General features: G+C 71.3%; 12 protein-coding genes. 10 read left to right on the forward strand and 2 right to left on the reverse strand.

The genetic code is table 11. From position 1 onward, the window contains the following. Window positions 1–52: 52 nt before the first annotated feature. On the reverse strand, window positions 53–1465 hold the full coding sequence (locus AC068D_RS00145; RefSeq protein ID WP_478820625.1) for an MFS transporter: 1413 nt from the start codon (window positions 1463–1465) through the stop codon (window positions 53–55). Window positions 1466–1878: 413 nt separating this feature from the next. Here AC068D_RS00145 and AC068D_RS00150 point away from each other — a divergent pair, with 413 nt between their 5' ends. Further along, a complete protein-coding gene (locus tag AC068D_RS00150) occupies window positions 1879–2352 on the forward strand; it encodes a VanZ family protein (RefSeq protein ID WP_478820626.1) in 474 nt (157 codons plus the stop codon). Between the two features lie 77 nt (window positions 2353–2429). Here the strand turns inward: AC068D_RS00150 and AC068D_RS00155 are convergent, their stop codons facing one another. Continuing rightward, entirely contained in the window at window positions 2430–2966 is a 537-nt protein-coding gene (locus AC068D_RS00155; protein WP_478821364.1) for a MarR family winged helix-turn-helix transcriptional regulator, read from the reverse strand. A gap of 280 nt (window positions 2967–3246) precedes the next feature. Here AC068D_RS00155 and AC068D_RS00160 point away from each other — a divergent pair, with 280 nt between their 5' ends. The 9 genes from AC068D_RS00160 (at window position 3247) to AC068D_RS00200 (ending at window position 13978) form a co-directional block, all read left to right on the forward strand. Continuing rightward, on the forward strand, window positions 3247–3666 hold the full coding sequence (locus AC068D_RS00160; protein ID WP_478820627.1) for a cell division protein SepF: 420 nt from the start codon (window positions 3247–3249) through the stop codon (window positions 3664–3666). Window positions 3667–3864: 198 nt separating this feature from the next. Then, on the forward strand, window positions 3865–5049 hold the full coding sequence (locus AC068D_RS00165; protein ID WP_478820628.1) for an AAA family ATPase: 1185 nt from the start codon (window positions 3865–3867) through the stop codon (window positions 5047–5049). Next, entirely contained in the window at window positions 4988–5335 is a 348-nt protein-coding gene (locus AC068D_RS00170; RefSeq protein WP_478820629.1) for a nucleotide pyrophosphohydrolase, read from the forward strand. Before AC068D_RS00165 ends, AC068D_RS00170 begins: the two co-directional genes overlap by 62 nt. Window positions 5336–5484: 149 nt before the next feature. Further along, window positions 5485–5973: a DUF6099 family protein gene (locus tag AC068D_RS00175; protein WP_478820630.1), complete on the forward strand. Its 489-nt coding sequence runs from the start codon at window positions 5485–5487 to the stop codon at window positions 5971–5973. Between the two features lie 301 nt (window positions 5974–6274). Next, window positions 6275–7198, forward strand: a complete 924-nt coding sequence (locus AC068D_RS00180) for an LLM class F420-dependent oxidoreductase (protein WP_478820631.1) — start codon at window positions 6275–6277, stop codon at window positions 7196–7198. 192 nt (window positions 7199–7390) lie between these two features. After that, the gene (gene mmuM, locus AC068D_RS00185; RefSeq protein ID WP_478820632.1) at window positions 7391–8299 is read left to right on the forward strand and encodes a homocysteine S-methyltransferase; all 909 of its coding nucleotides are present in this window, start codon (window positions 7391–7393) and stop codon (window positions 8297–8299) included. 165 nt (window positions 8300–8464) lie between these two features. After that, complete coding sequence (locus AC068D_RS00190) at window positions 8465–9919, forward strand: 3' terminal RNA ribose 2'-O-methyltransferase Hen1 (RefSeq protein ID WP_478820633.1); 1455 nt, start codon at window positions 8465–8467, stop codon at window positions 9917–9919. Beyond that, window positions 9916–12465 carry a polynucleotide kinase-phosphatase gene (locus AC068D_RS00195; protein WP_478820634.1) on the forward strand — a complete coding sequence of 850 codons (2550 nt, stop codon included), beginning with the start codon at window positions 9916–9918 and terminating at the stop codon, window positions 12463–12465. The genes AC068D_RS00190 and AC068D_RS00195 overlap by 4 nt, the downstream gene beginning before the upstream one ends. A 262-nt stretch (window positions 12466–12727) precedes the next feature. Further along, window positions 12728–13978, forward strand: coding sequence for an arginine deiminase (locus AC068D_RS00200; RefSeq protein ID WP_478820635.1), 1251 nt, complete (start codon window positions 12728–12730; stop codon window positions 13976–13978). Window positions 13979–14015: the final 37 nt, after the last annotated feature.

Genomic DNA, 14015 nt, shown 5'->3' on the forward strand with positions numbered 1-14015 from the left:
GGTCCCAGGGTGTGCCCGCGCGGAGCGCCGAGCACGCCACGGCAGCCGGATCTCAGCCCCGGGGGAGCTCGAGGTGGCGCCGGGCGAGCACGGCGAGTGCCGCCGCTCCGGCCAGTGCGAGAGCGGCCGCCACACGGAGGACGGCTTCGATGGCGGGCCCGTCGGAGGCCGCCCGCGCGGCGGAGCCGCTCACGGCCTCGAGAACCGTCGCGGCAACGGCGACGGCCACCGCGCCGAGCAGCACCAGCGAGGTGAGGACCAGCCCGGAGGCGGCGGCGAGCCGGGCAGCCGGGACGTACGACTGCGTCGCCACGTTGGTCAGGGCCCACCCCAGGCCGAGACCCAGTCCGACCACCGCGAAGACCGCCGTGTACAGGGGGAGGGGGGTCACCCAGGTCAGGGCGTAGAGGCTGAGTCCGCTCAGCAGCATTCCCCCTGCCATCAGTGATTCGGGGCGCCAGTGCGTGGCCAGCCGCCCCGACCAGTAGCTCGCCGCCCCGGCACCGCCGGACAGGGAGAGGAAGACCAGCCCCGACTCCAGCGGCGAGAGTCCGCGTACCTGCTGCAGGTACAGCGCGGACAGCACCGCGACGAGGCAGTACACGACATTGGACACCGAGCCGGCGGCGGTGACCGTGACGAACGGGGCGTTGCGCAACAGGGCGAGGTCCAGGAGCGGCTCCGCCGTGTGCTGTTCGATCCGTACGAACACGGCCAGCAGAGCGAGCCCGCCGAACAGGCACACGAGAGTGGCCGGGGACGTCCAGCCCCACGAGGCCCCCTGGTCCACCGCGAGCATGATGGCGGTGAGGCCGGCCGCGATGGTGCACACGCCCGGAAGGTCGAGCCGATGGCTCGCCTGCTCGTCCCGGGTCTCGGGCACGCAGCGCAGCATCAGCACCACCGCGACGATGCAGAAGGGCACGTTGAGCAGGAAGACCGCCCGCCAGCTCACGTGCTCGGCGAACGCGCCGCCGACGAACGGCCCCAGTGCGGTGCCGATGGCACTGAAGGCGAGCACCGTCGCGACGGCCCTGCCCTGGCGGTCGTCCCGGAAGTACGCGGTGACCACCGCGACGGCCACCGGGAAGATCAGCGCGGCGGTCGCTCCCTGCACGGCCCTCCCGGCGACGAGCCAGGGCACGTTCTGCGCTGCACTGCACACCACGGACATGACTGCGAAGCCCACGAGTCCCGATACGAGAACCCGGCGTCTGCCGTGCACATCGGCCAAGCGCCCACCGGTGATCATCAGCGCACCGAGGGTCAGCATGTATCCGCTGACGAGCCATTGCAGATCGGTCGTCGGTGTGCCGAAGTCCCGCGCGATCACCGGCAGCGTCAGATTGAGGGCGAACCAGTCCATCTGCACGAGCAGCATCGAAATGGCAGCCGCGGCGATCACCGCGCGATCGTGCGCAGGGAAGAGGCCCGGCGCCTTCGTCCGCCTGCCGGATGTGGTCATGGGGCCCGCTCTCCGCGTCTTTGCCCATCGTGGCATCGGCCGACCGGCGCCGCGACCGCTCCGGGCCCGGTTCGGCTCGCCGGGCGAGCCGGTTGCCGACGGCGGACCGTACCCCGCCCGCCGCTCCCCGGGGCGTCCGCACGCTCTCGTCCGTCGACAGCCGCGCTGCTGCGGCCCGCTCTGCCCGTACGGCGCCCCCGGTGAACCGACCGCCCGGGTCCCGTCACCGCGGCCGGCCCGCCGCGGGCCCCGCGAAGGCATGGGACCTCGGGGCGGGGGTACCCGACGGCCACCTCAATCGACTTCGTCGGGGGACAGGGATGACACGGCCTACGAGCGATGACACGGCAGCGGCGGGCACCACGACGACGGTCCGCAGACCACCGATGACACCAGTGCTCCGAGTCGCGGCCATGTTGCTCGCGCTCGCCGGGACGGTGGCCTTCAGCGTGGTTCTGGCCCGGCTCACCCTGGAGCCGTCCGCCGCCTCCGAGCAACTGACGCACAGCAACGTCCGGCCGGGCGCCTCCATCGGGTCCTACCTGGCACACGCCGAGCCACGGGACATCGCCGAACAGCTGGGCGGGAACGTGCTCCTGGGCGTGCCGTTCGGTGTGCTGCTGCCCGTGCTGGTGCCGCGGGTCAGGGGCCTGCTGCGGGTGGCCGTGACCACGGCCGTGGTCATGGTGCTCGTCGAGCTGGTGCAGGGAGCCCTGGTGACGGGCCGGGCCTTCGACATCGATGACGTCATCCTGAACACGACGGGCGCGGTCCTCGGCTATCTGGTGCTCGGCCGCCGTCTCGGCCGCGCCGTCCATCCCCGCCGTCGCCACTGGTGGCACCGCTGGACCCGCCCGGTCGCGCCGCCCGAGCGGGCCCAGGGCTGAGCCGCCGGCCGCTGCGCCGCCACGAACTGCGGCTCCGGGGGCCCGGGGAACGCACCTGCGGCGCCCGCCCCGCATGATCAGTCCTTCGGACGCCTGCCGCTGCGGCGCGGCACCGGTGGCGCCCCGTCGAGGAGCTGCAGCCGCCGTTCCTCGCCGTGCTTCTCGATCTGCGTCACCACGCGTCGCAGCGCGTCCGCGGCCTGCCGGCACTCCTCGTCGCTGAGCTGCCCGGCCACAAAGGCCTCCTCGGCGTTGAACTCCGGGAACAGGCTCTGCATCAGCGCCTCGCCCTCGCTCGTGAGGGCCAGCAGGACCCTCCTGCCGTCGGTGGGGTGCTCGGTGCGTCTGACCAGCCGCCGGGACTCCAGAGTGCGGGCGACTCCTGTGAGGGTCCCCTTCGAGATGCCCGCCTCGTCGGCGACGAGCCGGGTCTCCCGCTCGCCCCGGATCCACACCACCCACAGCACGACGAAGCCGGTCCACGTCAGATCGGAGCCGCGCAGGACGGAATTCTCCACGTGCTGGCGCACCGCGGCAGCCGCGCGGTGGATGTTGCCCACCATGGCCATCTGCACATGGTGGATCGGGGTCTCGCCCAGTTTCGCCCGGATCAGCTCCTCGGTCTCGGCGATGGACCGCTGATCGCGCTCACCCGGCTGAGCTGGCACGCATCCTCCTCCGGAAGATCAAAGCCGTCCTGGTCCGATTTTCGAGGAGGTGAGGACACGCCGCCAGTCACGACGCGGGGGAGGGCGGTCGGGCCTCCGTGGCGCGGGCGCCAGGTGGCAGAGACCGGTCCGGGGCACCGGGTACGGAACCGGGATGTGCGCAACCGGCGCCCACTGCCCCGTGTCGGTGTTGGGCCGAACGGGTGAAGGGCGCAAGGATGGTCCCATGAGCAGGTGCGAGAGGTACGACGTCACCGACGAGCAGTGGGAGGGCCTGGCCCAGGTCGTCCCGCTGCGCGGTCGCAACGAGTGGCCGTCGCGAGTGGACCACCGCACGATCCCGCAGGAGTACGGCGCTGCTTCGGCCGCGGTCGTGGAATCCGAGCAGCGCCGTATGGTCGTCCTGCGGGTGCAGGTCTTCGCCGACGCGCGCGAGGTCGCCGAGTACCTCATCGCGCACATCCCCGTGCTGCTGGACCTCACGGGCGCGGACACCGACGTGGCCAAACGCATCCTGGACTTCAGCAGCGGCGTCGTCTTCGGCCTGGGGAGCGGGATGCACCGGGTGGACCGCAATGTCTTCCTGCTCGCACCGAACGGCACGGAGGTCGAGGGCGTCGCGGAAGCGGCCGTCCCTCATGCCTGACCGGCGGCCCCCGCGTGCCTCGGTCCATGTCCCCCCGGCCCCCATGTCCCTTCCGCCTTCCCCGCCTTTCCCGCCTTCCCCGGCTTCCGCGAGTGCTTCGGGTTCCTTGTCCTTTGCGCGCTGCACGGTCCCTCGTTCGTAGGAAGCCCCCCACGGCGGAACGGTTCGGCGTCCTGACCGGTGCGTAGCGTCCCCCGTATGGACTCGCTCAGCACCCGCCCGACGGTCACCGAACTGCGGCTCTCCGCCTTCGCGTCCCATCGTCGCGGCGCGTTCTCCCTCGGCCCCGTGACTCTGTTCGCGGGGCCGAGCGGCAGCGGCAAGTCCCATGCCCTGCGGGCCTACGAATCACTGGCCCGGCTCGCCGCGGGCATCGAACTCGCGCAGGTGTTCCCGGACCCCGGGGGCTGTGTGCCGGACCAGGCGGAGCGGGACGGGCAGGGCAGGCGGGGGTTCAGGATCGGATGCAGGGTCGAGGGCCCGGTCGGCCCCGTACAGCTCGATCTCGCCGTACAGGCCGAGCCGGAACTGCGCATCGTCGGTGAGCGTTTGACGGGCGACGGGCAGACCCTGCTCAGCACGGCACTGCGCGACCCGGAGCGCTCCTGCGTCCAGGCCGCCTGGCACACCGCCGGTGCCGCGACGGTCACCCGTGCCCCATTCCCCGACGACCGCCTGGGCACGGCGCTGCTGCCGTTGCGCGTCGCCGGCAGTACGGACGGACAACGGCAGGTGCTTGCCGCGGCCGAGCAGGTGGTGGTGGCCCTGCGGTCCGTGTTTCCGTGCGACCCCCAGCCGCAACGGATGCGCACGCCGGTACCGCGGGGGCAGGACCGTCTGCTCCGCGGCTGCGACAACCTGGCGGCGGTGCTCCACCGCACGCGGCACGAATGCGTCCGCCGGTACGCCCGGCTGACGTCGGTGGCCGGGGCGGGCTGTGCCGGCCCGGTCCGTGAAGTCGGCGTGGACGAGCTCGCGGACGGAACGCTCCGCGCGTACCTCGGCCGGGCCGCCGGCCGCACCACCGCCCTCGGGCGTCTGGGCGACGGTGAACTGCGCTATCTGGCAATGGCCCTGGTCCTGCTCACCGGACCGGGGGTGCTGGCGGTGGACCAGGCGGCGGAGGTCCCCGGGGCGCTGCAGTCCCTCACCGTCCTCGCCGACGGCTTCGACCGCTGCCTCGACCTGCGTCAGACGCGCGAACTGGCCTCCCTGGCCGCGTCGGTCTGCGCCGACGGGCATCTGCGGCTGGTGGGCGCGGTGAGCGGGGACGCCGCCTTCGCACAGGAGCTGGAGGGAGTGACGGTGGTAGACCTGTCCCGTGACAGAACTGGACGTGAAAGTACTGCAGCGCAGGCTGGCCGAGTTCGCGGCCGCCCGTAACTGGGAGCCGTACCACACCCCGAAGAACCTCGCGGTGGCGCTCACGGTCGAGGCGGCCGAACTGGTCGAGATCTTCCAGTGGTTGACGCCCGAGGAGTCCGCGCGGGTGATGGACGACCCGCGCAAGGCCCACCGGGTCGCGGACGAGGTCGCGGACGTCCTCGCGTATCTGCTCCAGTTCTGCGAGGTGCTCGGGGTCGATGTGCTGGCCGCGCTCTCCGACAAGATCGACCGGAACGAACTGCGTTTCCCCGCCGCCGAACGCCCGTCCGACGGCCCGGCATGACGGGATCGTCACTCTGCGGAGTGACTGATCTTTCCTCAATCGGCTTCCTGTCCACAGATTTCCGAAATCCCCTGGCCATTCGTCTGGGATGCCCTCACTCTGGGTAGTGACCCAGTGAGCGGAAAGTCGTACGAACGGGGGCGGCGTACATGGAAGCGGAACGGCTCATCGCAGCCGGCCGGCACGCAATGGCGGAGTGCCGGGACGCGCTGGATGTCGTGGCGGAGGCCTGGCAGGCGCAGGCCCTCGCCCAGGCGATCGGAACCCGGCTGGCTCTGTGCGGTCCCCAGGAGCTTCGCGGCGAGGCACGGGGCCTCAGTGAGGAGGGCGGGCGAGGCGGCGGGTTCGTCGATCCCCAACTGCTCGGAATCGGCAGCCTCCGAGCGTCGCAGCTCACCGAAGTCCTCGATCCCCGCCGTGCCCTGACCCTGCTGAGCAATCTTCTCGGCGAGGTCGGCATGGCGCTCGTCGGTGTCGCATGCGCCACCGACGAGGAGGGTCTCTACTGGCAGTGCATCGAGGCCATCGACGCCACGGACGAGTCCAACGACCGTGTGCGCGCCATGCTACGAAGACTCTCCCTGCGCGAGCACGAGCGCGGCCGCGTGGACCCGGACTCGGCCACGAGCCCGCCATGACCGCCTGCCGGGCAGGACGCGACGTCCGCCCGGTCCGGCGCACGGCCGCGGCCGTCAGGCCGAGGCCGGAAGGCCCCCCGCCTCGGCAAGAGGCCGAAAGGGTGAGTACGCCGCAACCGCTGCCGGCACGGGCTCGGGCGGGTCGCGGCTGCAGTCGATGCCCGCAGCGGCCTGCCGGATCCTGCACAGCACGAGCCGTGACCCGTCCTGGCGCCGGCCCACGCCGCTCGGCCGTCCGCGCGGCATCGCGCCTGCCGGACGGGGAGAGGTCGCTACAGCCGCGACGGTGCAGGATGGATGCATGGATCTTCGAATCTTCACCGAGCCCCAGCAAGGGGCTTCCTACGACACCCTGCTGACCGTTGCCAAGGCCACCGAGGAACTCGGCTTCGATGCCTTCTTCCGGTCCGACCACTATCTGCCCATGGGTTCGGCCGACGGCCTCCCCGGCCCCACCGACGCCTGGATCACCCTGGCCGGGCTCGCCCGCGAGACCAAACGGATCAGGCTCGGCACACTCATGACGGCCGGTACCTTCCGTCTGCCCGGTGTGCTCGCCATCCAGGTCGCGCAGGTCGACCAGATGTCGGGTGGCCGGATCGAGCTCGGACTCGGAGCGGGCTGGTTCGAGGAGGAGCACAAGGCGTACGGCATTCCCTTCCCGAAGGAGAAGTTCGCCCGCCTGGAGGAGCAGCTCGCCATCGTCACGGGCCTGTGGGCCACGGAGACCGGCAAGACGTTCACCTACGAGGGCCGGCACTACCAGCTGGAGGATTCGCCCGCACTGCCCAAGCCCGCCCAGGGCCGGGTTCCCGTGCTGATCGGGGGCCACGGGGCGACGCGTACGCCGCGGCTGGCCGCCCGCTACGCCGACGAATTCAACATTCCCTTCGCATCGGTGGAGGACAGTGAACGGCAGTTCGGCCGGGTGAGGGCCGCCGCCGTCGAGGCGGGCCGCAGGGCCGACGACCTCGTCTATTCCAACGCTCTCGTCGTCTGCGTCGGCAAGGACGACGCGGAGGTCGCCCGACGTGCCGCCGCCATCGGGCGCGAAGTCGCGGAGCTCAAGGCCAATGGCCTGGCGGGATCGCCCGCAGAGGTCGTCGACAAGCTCGGCCGGTATGCCGCCGTCGGCTCGTCCCGTGTCTATCTGCAGGTCCTCGACCTCGACGACCTCGGCCATCTGGAACTCATCTCCGCCCAGGTCCAGTCCCAGCTGGACTGAGCTCGGGTGAACGGAAGGGAACCGAACCCAGCCGATCGAGTCGAGCCGGAGACCTGGGAGACCTGGGACACCAGGGGGCCCGGGGAGGTCTGCGGGACCTGGGATGCCCGGAGGCCCTCACTCCCGGGCGAGCCGGTCCGTCCGGTCCCGCCGTCCGAACGCCCCTGCCGGCGACCCACCCCGGAGCCGACCGTGAAACCTGCGCGCACTCTCGCAGCCGCCCTTGCCGAAGGACCTCTCGTCCTGGACGGCGGCCTCTCCAACCAGTTGCAGGCACAGGGCTGCGATCTGTCCGACGACCTGTGGTCGGCACGGCTGCTCGCCGATGGTCCCGAGCAGATCGAGGCCGCCCATACGGCGTATCTGAGGGCCGGCGCGCAGGTGCTCATCACCTCCAGCTACCAGGCGACCTTCGAGGGCTTCGCCCGGCGTGGTGTCGACCCGGCAGGGGCCGCCGCCCTGCTGGCCCGCAGCGTGGAGCTGGCCCGCGCGGCCGCCGAGGACCAGGACCGGGAGGTGTGGGTCGCGGCCTCCGTCGGTCCGTACGGAGCGATGCTGGCCGACGGCAGCGAGTACCGCGGCCGGTACGGGCTCACGGTGCAGGAACTGGAGGCATTCCACCGCCCCCGCATCCGGGCTCTCGCCGCCGCACGCCCCGACGCCCTCGCCCTCGAGACGGTGCCGGACACCGATGAAGCGGTGGCGCTGCTGCGGGCCGCTCAGGACAGCGGGCTGCCGCTCTGGCTCTCCTACACCATCACGGGAACGCGCACACGGGCCGGACAGGACCTGGCCGCGGCGTTCGCGCTCGCGGCGGACAACGACCAGGTGATCGCCGTCGGCGTCAACTGCTGCGAACCGGCCGACGCGGACCACGCCGTGGAGCTTGCCGCCCGGGAGACCGGCAAGCCGGTCGTCGTCTATCCGAACAGCGGCGAGCGGTGGGACGCCACCGCGCGGGCCTGGCGCGGCGGAGTCACCTTCGACCCGGCACGGGCGCACGACTGGCACGCGGCCGGGGCTCGGCTGGTCGGCGGATGCTGTCGCGTCGGCCCCGACCGCATCGCCGCGCTTGCGGCGCTCGCCGGGCGGGAGCCGTAGCGGGCACCGGAAGGCGCCCGTCCCCGGTACGGCGGCATACGCCCGGCTCGTTCTCCGGGACACGGCCGCACAGACGGAGGCGATGCGGGCCCGTCCGTTCCGCCGGTCCGGACAACCGGAGAAAACACCTGGTCACAGGGAGCCGCGCCGACAATACTCGGACGTGTGTTCATGACGATCAGCACGACCGGCACCCCCGAGCGTCCCGCCACCGATCTGGGCTTTCTGCTGCACAAGCATCCCGACAGGGCGCAGACGTTCTCCACCTCCCACGGCACCGCACATGTCCTCTACCCCGAGGCGACTGCCGAGCGCTGCACCGCCGCGCTGCTGCTGGAGGTGGATCCGGTGGCGCTCGTGCGACGCGGCAAGGGCCGCGGCGGTGCCCCCGATTCCGCACTGGCGCAGTACGTCAACGACCGTCCGTACGCGGCGTCCTCACTGCTCTCCGTCGCCATGAGCACCGTCTTCAAGAGCGCGTTGCGCGGTGTGTGCCAGGCGAAACCGGAGCGTGCGGAGAGCTCGCTGCCGCTGCGGATCGAGGTACCCGCGCTGCCCGCCCGCGGCGGGGCCGAACTCGTGCGCAAACTGTTCGCGCCGCTCGGCTGGGCCACGGTCGACGCACAGCCCGTCACACTGGACGAGCAGTTCCCCGAGTGGGGGGAGTCGCGGTATGTGCGCCTCGTGCTGGAGGGAGAACTGCGACTCGCCGACGCACTGCGGCAGCTGTACGTCCTGCTGCCGGTCCTCGACGACGCCAAGCACTACTGGGTCGCGCCCGACGAGGTCGACAAACTGCTGCGGGCGGGCGAGGGCTGGCTGGCCGGGCATCCCGAACAGCAGCTGATCACCAGCCGCTATCTGTCACGCCGATGGGGGCTGACCCGGCAGGCGATGGAGCGCCTCGAGCTCGTACGGCTGGCCGAGACCGACGACCTCGAGGTCGAGGACGTCGACAACGCCGTGGACGAGAGCACGGACACCGAAGAACGGCCGGTGCCGCTCGCCGAGCAGCGCCGTACGGCCATCCTGGCGGCGCTCCGCGCGGCAGGAGCGTCGTCCGTGCTCGATCTGGGCTGCGGACAGGGCCAGTTGGTACAGGCCCTCCTCAAGGACGTGCGCTTCACCGACATCGTGGGTGTCGACGTGTCCGTACGCGCCCTGACCATCGCCGCCCGCCGGCTGAAGCTGGACCGCATGGGCGAGCGACAGGCCGGCCGCCTCACCCTGCTGCAGGGCTCGCTCACGTACACCGACAAGCGGCTGGGGGGCTATGACGCCGCCGTGCTCAGCGAGGTCATCGAACACCTCGACCTGCCACGCCTGCCCGCCCTGGAGTACGCCGTCTTCGGCTCCGCCCGTCCCTGCACGGTCATCGTGACCACGCCGAACTCCGAGTACAACGTCCGCTGGGAGTCCCTGCCGGCCGGGCACGTCCGCCACAGCGACCACCGCTTCGAGTGGACCCGCCAGGAGTTCCGGGAGTGGGCGGACCGGGTCGCCGGCCGCCACGGGTACGGCGTCGAGTACGTGGGCGTCGGCGACGACGACCCCGACGTGGGCACCCCGACCCAGATGGCCGTATTCACCATGACCGTGAAGGAGGCGGAGGCGGCATGACCACCACCCGCACCCTGCCCGTCCCCGACCTCTCCCTCGTGGTGCTCGTCGGCGCCACCGGCTCCGGCAAGTCCACTTTCGCCCGGGGGCACTTCAAGCCCACCCAGGTGATCTCCTCGGACTTCTGCCGCGGACTGGTCGCCGACGACGAGAACGACCAGAGCGCGAGCAGCGACGCCTTCGACGTGCTGCACTACATCATCGGCAAGCGTCTCGCCGCCGGGCGGCTCACCGTCGTCGACGCCACCAGCGTCCAGCAGGAGAGCCGCCGCCGGCTCGTCCAGCTCGCCCGTGAGCACGACGTCCTGCCGGTCGCGATCGTTCTCGACCTGCCCGAGGAGGTGTGCGCCGAGCGCAATGCGGCCCGTCCCGAACGGGCCGACATGCCGCGCCACGTCATCCAGCGGCACCGCCGCGAGCTGCGCCGCTCACTGCGCGGCCTGGAACGCGAGGGCTTCCGCAAGGTGCACATCCTGCGCAGTGTCGAGGAGGTCGAAGCAGCCCGCATCGTCCTGGAGAAGCGCTACAACGACCTGCGGCACCTGACGGGCCCGTTCGACATCATCGGCGACATCCACGGCTGCCGTTCCGAGCTGGACAGCCTGCTCACCAAGCTCGGCTATCTGGACGGGGCACATCCCGACGGCCGCACTGCCGTGTTCGTCGGTGACCTCGTCGACCGCGGGCCGGACACCCCCGGTGTGCTGCGCCGGGTGATGAGCATGGTGGCATCCGGCAATGCCCTGTGCGTGCCGGGAAACCACGAGAACAAGCTGGGCCGCTGGCTCAGGGGAAGAAAGGTGCAGGAGACCCACGGGCTCCCCGAGACGATCGAGCAGCTGCAGCGCGAGGACGAGCGGGATCCGCAGTTCCGGGAGCAGGTGAGGGAGTTCATCGAGGGGCTCGTGAGCCACTACGTACTCGACGAAGGCAGACTCGTCGTCTGTCACGCGGGCCTGCCCGAGAAGTACCACGGCCGCACCTCCGGGCGGGTACGTTCGCACGCGCTGTACGGCGACACCACGGGGGAGACCGACGAGTTCGGGCTGCCCGTGCGCTATCCCTGGGCCGAGGACTACCGCGGCCGCGCCGCAGTGGTGTACGGCCACACACCCGTGTCGACTGCGTCCTGGGTCAACAACACCATCTGCCTCGACACCGGTGCCGTCTTCGGCGGCAAGTTGACCGCGCTGCGCTGGCCGGAGCGCGAACTCGTCGATGTTCCCGCGGAAAAGGTGTGGTACGAGCCCGTCAAGCCACTGGTCACCGAGGCACCCGGCGGACACCAGGGGCGACCCCTGGACCTCGCCGACGTCCACGGCCGCCGCATCGTGGAGACCCGCCGGATGGGCCGTATCGCGGTGCGCGAGGAGAACGCGGCCGCGGCTCTCGAGGTGATGAGCCGCTTCGCGGTCGACCCGCAGCTGCTCGCCTACCTCCCGCCGACGATGGCCCCCACGGCGACCTCGCAGGAAGAGGGCTATCTGGAGCACCCGGCCGAGGCGTTCGCGCAGTACCGGGCGGACGGCGTGCGGCAGGTCGTGTGCGAGGAGAAGCACATGGGCTCCAGGGCGGTCGCACTTGTCTGCCGCGACTCCGGCGTGGCGCGCACACGCTTCGGCGCCGAGGGAGTGACCGGCTCCCTGCACACCCGCACCGGCCGCCCCTTCTTCGACGACCCCCGGGTCACCGAGGAGATCCTGGAACGGCTGCGGACAGCAGTCGGCGGAGCCGGTCTGTGGGACGAACTGGGGACGGACTGGCTGCTGCTGGACGGCGAGCTGATGCCCTGGTCGCTCAAGGCGTCCGGGCTGCTGCGCAAGCAGTACGCGGCCGTCGGCGCAGCATCCGGCGCCGTGTTCCCCGGTGCCACCGCCGCTCTCGAAGCGGCCGTCGCGCGCGGGGTCGACGTGGACGGACTGCTGGAGAGGCAGCGCGAACGGGCCGCGGACGCGGCCGCGTTCACCGAGGCGTACCGGCGGTACTGCTGGACCACCGACGGTCTGGAGGGGGTTCGCTTCGCACCGTTCCAGATCCTCGCGACCGAGCAGCGCTCCCACGCCGCCGTACCGCACGACACCCAGCTGGCCTGGCTGGACCGGCTGGTGGCGGCGGACGCCGACACCGGTTCGGGCCTTCTCCAGCGCACCCGGCGCCTTGTCGTCGACACGGGCGACACGGAGTCGGTGCGCGCAGGAGTCGACTGGTGGCTGGAGATGACCGGCGCAGGCGGCGAGGGCATGGTCGTCAAGCCGCTGCAGGCCCTCGTGCGGGACGACAAGGGCCGGCTCGTCCAGCCCGGCATCAAGGTGCGCGGGCGCGAGTACCTGCGCATCATCTACGGCCCCGAGTACACGCGTCCGGACAACCTGACCCGGCTGCGCAGCCGATTCCTCGGCCACAAGCGGTCGTTGGCGCTGCGTGAATACGCGCTGGGTCTGGAGGCGCTGGACCGGCTGGCCGAAGGGGAGCCGCTGTGGCGGGTGCACGAGGCGGTCTTCGCCGTACTCGCGCTGGAGTCGGAGCCGGTCGACCCCCGGCTCTGACCGGCGGGCCGCCGATGCCCGGACCGGTCCCGCGCAACGGCGCACGGGCCCCGGGGTGCGCCGAGGCACACCCCGCGGCCCGTCCCGCCGGGTGCGCCCGCCGAGCCCACCGCGCGGTCGGCCGCACCCCGGGCGGCGCCGCGCGGCAATGCCCGGCCGGTGCCCGTTTCATCCGCAATGGTGGTGCTCCCGTTCCGCTCCGTCTGCCCGCATCACGCGCCGTGGTGGGCGGGGACAGGGCCCGTCTGGGAACGTTTCTTCCATGGGATTTCATGTCGACTCCGAGACCGGGCCGCTGCGCCGGGTCATACTGCACCGTCCTGATCTGGAACTGAAGCGGCTCACCCCCACCAACAAGGACGCGCTGCTCTTCGACGACCTGCTGTGGGTCCGGCGCGCCCGCCAGGAGCACGACGGCTTCGCGGACGTCCTGCGCGACCGCGGTGTCGAGGTGCATCTCTTCGGCGATCTGCTGCGCGAGTCGCTGGAGATCCCCGTGGCCAGGAAGCTCGTGCTGGACCGGGTCTTCGACGAGAAGGAGTACGGTCCGCTGGCGACGGACCATCTGCACGCCGCCTTCGACGCGATGGACACGGCCGATCTTGCCGAAGCCCTGGTCGGCGGCATGACCAAACGCGAGTTCCTGGCCGGTCATTCCGAGCCCGCGTCCGTCCGGTTCCATGTGATGGACCTGGACGACTTCCTGCTTCCCCCGTTGCCCAACCACATCTTCACCCGCGACACCTCCGCCTGGATCTACGACGGCGTCTCCATCAATGCGATGCGCTGGCCCGCCCGCCGGCGGGAAACCGTGCACTTCGAGGCCATCTACAAGCACCATCCACTGTTCACCGGCCCGGAGGCAGGGACCTTCCACCACTGGTCGGAGGGGCAGGACGACTACCCGTCCACCATCGAGGGCGGGGACGTCCTGGTCATCGGCAATGGCGCCGTGCTGATCGGGATGAGCGAGCGCACGACCCCGCAGGCCGTGGAAATGCTGGCGCGCGGGCTCTTCGCGGCCGGGTCCGCGCGGACCATCGTGGCGCTGGACATGCCCAAGGGGCGGGCGTTCATGCATCTCGACACGGTGATGACGATGGTGGACCACGACACGTTCACCCAGTACGCGGGCCTGGGCATGCTGCGCTCCTACACGATCGAACCGGCGGAGGGCGAGCACGGTGTGGGCCTGCGCGTCAGCGATCATCCGCCGGAGCACATGCACAGCGCCATCGCCGCCGCGCTCGGCCTTCAGGACATCAGGGTCCTCACGGCGAAGCAGGACGTGCACGCGGCGGAGCGCGAGCAGTGGGACGACGGCTGCAACGTCCTCGCCGTCGAGCCGGGGGTGGTCGTGGCCTACGACCGCAACGTCACGACCAACACCCATCTGCGCAAACAGGGCATCGAGGTCATCGAGATCCCGGGCAGCGAGCTGGGCAGGGGGCGCGGCGGCCCGCGCTGCATGAGCTGTCCCATCGAACGGGATGCGGTACCCCGGTCCGTATAGCAATACAGGTGTTCGTATAGACTTCCATGGTCCTCGT

It is taken from the genome of Streptomyces sp. NPDC043861 (assembly GCF_056435905.1).

Bases quoted from the DNA above. Each gene is read 5' to 3' on its own strand.
- AC068D_RS00165 (WP_478820628.1), top strand. From the start codon at position 3,865: ATGGACTCGCTCAGCACCCGCCCGACGGTCACCGAACTGCGGCTCTCC.
- AC068D_RS00150 (WP_478820626.1), top strand. From the start codon at position 1,879: ATGTTGCTCGCGCTCGCCGGGACGGTGGCCTTCAGCGTGGTTCTGGCC.
- AC068D_RS00175 (WP_478820630.1), top strand. From the start codon at position 5,485: ATGGAAGCGGAACGGCTCATCGCAGCCGGCCGGCACGCAATGGCGGAG.
- AC068D_RS00145 (WP_478820625.1), bottom strand. From the start codon at position 1,465: ATGACCACATCCGGCAGGCGGACGAAGGCGCCGGGCCTCTTCCCTGCG.
- AC068D_RS00160 (WP_478820627.1), top strand. From the start codon at position 3,247: ATGAGCAGGTGCGAGAGGTACGACGTCACCGACGAGCAGTGGGAGGGC.
- AC068D_RS00180 (WP_478820631.1), top strand. From the start codon at position 6,275: ATGGATCTTCGAATCTTCACCGAGCCCCAGCAAGGGGCTTCCTACGAC.
- AC068D_RS00200 (WP_478820635.1), top strand. From the start codon at position 12,728: ATGGGATTTCATGTCGACTCCGAGACCGGGCCGCTGCGCCGGGTCATA.
- AC068D_RS00195 (WP_478820634.1), top strand. From the start codon at position 9,916: ATGACCACCACCCGCACCCTGCCCGTCCCCGACCTCTCCCTCGTGGTG.